The sequence below is a fragment of the Moorena sp. SIO4E2 genome (genome assembly GCF_010671945.1).
Taxonomy (GTDB): Bacteria; Cyanobacteriota; Cyanobacteriia; order Cyanobacteriales; family Coleofasciculaceae; genus Moorena; species Moorena producens.
Genome location: NZ_JAAHIE010000716.1, coordinates 1 through 3,175 on the forward strand (window position 1 = coordinate 1; position 3,175 = coordinate 3,175).

Here is a 3,175-nt window from a genome sequence, read left to right on the forward strand (position 1 = left end):
CTCATGGGGAGGGGCTGTGTGCGGAACCTGCGTCCGCACCTTGTAAGCCCCGTGGAGACCCCCAAGACCGCGCTGCCTCCCCAAGACCGCGCTGCATCGCTGGTGGCAGTTTTCCTGCTAGTCGTTGAGGGGGTCAAGGCTTTGGGACTATTCAAAATGATCAATTTTATTATTCGGCGTTGCAGGAATTGAAGATTGATGCTTAGCCTGTTTTATTTGTTCTAGAAACTTGGGGTATTAGTTTGCTAAACATAATAAGTTGCACTATGAATACTAGCAGCATGATATCCAATATGGTCTAATCAATACTTTCTGATGGCTACTGGAATATCAGTTATTGGTTCGGGAGTGTATTGTGACTGTGGCATCGATGTCAGTAACAATAAATATTGAATATTCTATCTGGTAAAATCCCTAAGTCCAAGCACATAAAAAAAACCGCTGCGATTCTCCGTAGGAGACACTACGCGAATGCCTTTGGGGCTGCAAAGCTGAGTGCAAAAACCCCACCCATAACCAGAGGGCATTGCTGAATCTTCGAATAAATAGGAGTAGGGTAAGTATCCTGCCCACCCGATCACAATCGGGCAGGGCGGTCATTGCATCTGGCGGTCACTAAGCGGAAAGTACCCGGTGGGTCTCGTTCTTGGGATGGATTTGAGTAATTAGGATGGCTTTGTCAACCCCTACACCTAAATGCTTACCTCCGTGTCCCCATGTAGTATAAACTGAAAAATTGGAAAGAACCTGGAAAGCTAAAGTCATGCCTGTACAGAAAGAAGACTTTGAAAGAATTGACGAGTTGTTGCTACAACGTACACTGAGTCCATATGCCAGTAAAGGTGCAATTTATCTTCAGGAAGCCTATATTGATTTCAAAATTTCTGACACTGTTGGTTCTACTTTGAGGGAGGATAAGGATTATGTCGTAAGAGGGGAATTTTCGATCAGTGAATCCTGTTATATAGATGATACCGGTCATTTTAACGCTGTTGAATTTAATATCTGCTACAATCAACTTATGTATGTTGCGCTGGCTCAAGCTTGTTCTAAACACCTGCTTAGCAGTCTAAAGGAGCTAACATTAGATAATTTTTATCGTAAACAGCTTTCAAATATTTACATTACACGTCTTGATTTTTTTTTAGAAAAGAGTTATTAAAGCAAATAAATTTTCAGGGTTATTGATAATAAAAAAAATCAAGAAGACCAAAAAAATATTTTTATTTTTTTTAAAAACCGAGGTAGTATTTTAAGATTATAGTGATGGTTTAGCTTATGGAGAAGTTGATATTGTAATTAATTGAATCATTTTTTTTAAAACTGGAAAATTCTGGATTATTCCTCTGTTCAACCATTTGCCACAAATTACCAAAGGTACTCGTGGACCAAAGGGGAAATGGCGCACTAGTCGTACGACCGCATTAGCTAAGATTAATGTCAACCGCAATCACATTGGCTCGAATATCAAGAAAAGCCCTCAAGACCGCAAGCCAGTGATTTCAGTAAAACGAAGTGGTAGCAATATCTACGGGAACGAAGTGGAAATCCTTGGTCCATGTAAGATTGTTTATAATCCCGATCATCCACTAGATTGTGGTGCTCGTCTGTGGATCGAAACCTTTAGTGATATTCACTTTATTTCTTGATGCAAAGCGCGAGTGGGGGAAACCACGGCAGTCGCTCATGGGGAGGGGCTGTGTGCGGAACCTGCGTCCGCACCTTGTAAGCCCCGTGGAGACCCCCAAGACCGCGCTGCCTCCCCAAGACCGCGCTGCATCGCTGGTGGCAGTTTTCCGGCTAGTCGCTGAGGGGGTCAATCCGTTCGCGACCATTCAAAATTATTATTAAAAATTCGGCGTTGCACCCCAAATAAATCTTTGCGTTGTAAGGGTTTAAACAATGGTGTTTGCAATATGTGGGGCTGAAACACGTGCATTTTTTCAAGTATCCAATTTAATTGGACTAGACAACCTGCACCCGAACCCAGACAATCAGAAAAGCGATCGCAGCAGCATGATCGGATCTGGAATTATAGCTACTACCAATAGTAGTCACTTAGCTCCTTGCAAGTCAATCATAATAACTTATAAATGTTTTTAATACTCTTTTATGTGTTATTAATCAACAAATTAGCTATATTGACACAATCTGATAGAAATGGCTGATTTTAAGCTTTTATTAGCATTCAAAACTTGTGGGAGGTTGACATCTCAAATACAAATGCTATTGTTTGTAAATGTGAGGGTTAAAGATAAGGTATTGATAGGGAGCAGGTCAAAGTTGCAGAACAGATGAACTATATACTATCAGAGCAAGCTCAAACACATGAGAGGGCTATAGCTTTAGTACAAATGTTCTGCATAAGTGACATGCTCCCGTATTGATATATAAAAAAAAGCCCTTAATTACCTCTTGTCAATCAGCAAAAAAGTTGAATTCAAAAAATGATTAATTCCCTGCGTTTAGTTGTAGTATCACTGTTAGCAGCGGTAACTTTGTTTCTCGGTAACGCTAATGCACTTGCTGCTGATGAAGCTCCAACCATAGTCGCTGCTTGGGCTCATTCCAATAATGGTAGTGGACCATCCTTGGTCACAAACATTGGAGAGAAAGGAAATGTATTCTCAGGTACACTAATCGCCCGATCCGCAACCTATGCCTGGGACACTGTTCTAGACGTCTATACTGACAAAAGTCGCAAATTATGGGTAAATGTCGAAGGCAGTGACACTAGTGCTGAGGTTGTCCGCACATCAGACGTTTCATACAAACTTACAAACGCCAGTGATGTAATGTTGGGAACTATTACTTTTGATCCTGAGACAGGTGATTTTGAAATAGATGGATGTGGAGCAGGTTGGTTCCAGGGTACTCTTATGGGTATTTACACAGCACATCACTAGTGTGATCTAGCATGATCAAAGATCCTGTGATTGCTCAGCAATCTAGTAACGGATAGTAGAAAGCTATCATACTAGTTTCCAAGAAATCCTCCTCAATATCTGGGGAGGATTTTTTATTAAAAAATTTGGCTCTCCTAGAGTTGCTATGATAAATTAGTATAAAATAATCGCCGTAAACCTTACTAAGTAAGCTTTTGAGTAATTTAAAAATGCATTTTTATTAAAATGGCATTTTTAGTTCATTGAATCCCTTGCTATTGAAGGGGTAA

The 3,175-nt window shown here is 40.5% G+C and carries 3 protein-coding genes; all 3 read left to right on the plus strand.

Annotated features, from left to right (window positions below; translation table 11 throughout):
- Positions 1-736: 736 nt before the first annotated feature.
- The 3 genes from F6K37_RS35915 to F6K37_RS35925 all read left to right on the plus strand — a co-directional run bounded on the left by F6K37_RS35915 (position 737) and on the right by F6K37_RS35925 (position 2,906).
- Positions 737-1,162, plus strand: a complete 426-nt coding sequence (locus tag F6K37_RS35915; RefSeq protein ID WP_287255723.1) for an FcoT family thioesterase — start codon at positions 737-739, stop codon at positions 1,160-1,162.
- 145 nt (positions 1,163-1,307) lie between these two features.
- Positions 1,308-1,649: a DNA-binding protein gene (locus F6K37_RS35920; RefSeq protein ID WP_287255727.1), complete on the plus strand. Its 342-nt coding sequence runs from the start codon at positions 1,308-1,310 to the stop codon at positions 1,647-1,649.
- 798 nt (positions 1,650-2,447) lie between these two features.
- Positions 2,448-2,906: a hypothetical protein gene (locus F6K37_RS35925; RefSeq protein WP_071103258.1), complete on the plus strand. Its 459-nt coding sequence runs from the start codon at positions 2,448-2,450 to the stop codon at positions 2,904-2,906.
- Positions 2,907-3,175 lie beyond the last annotated feature (269 nt).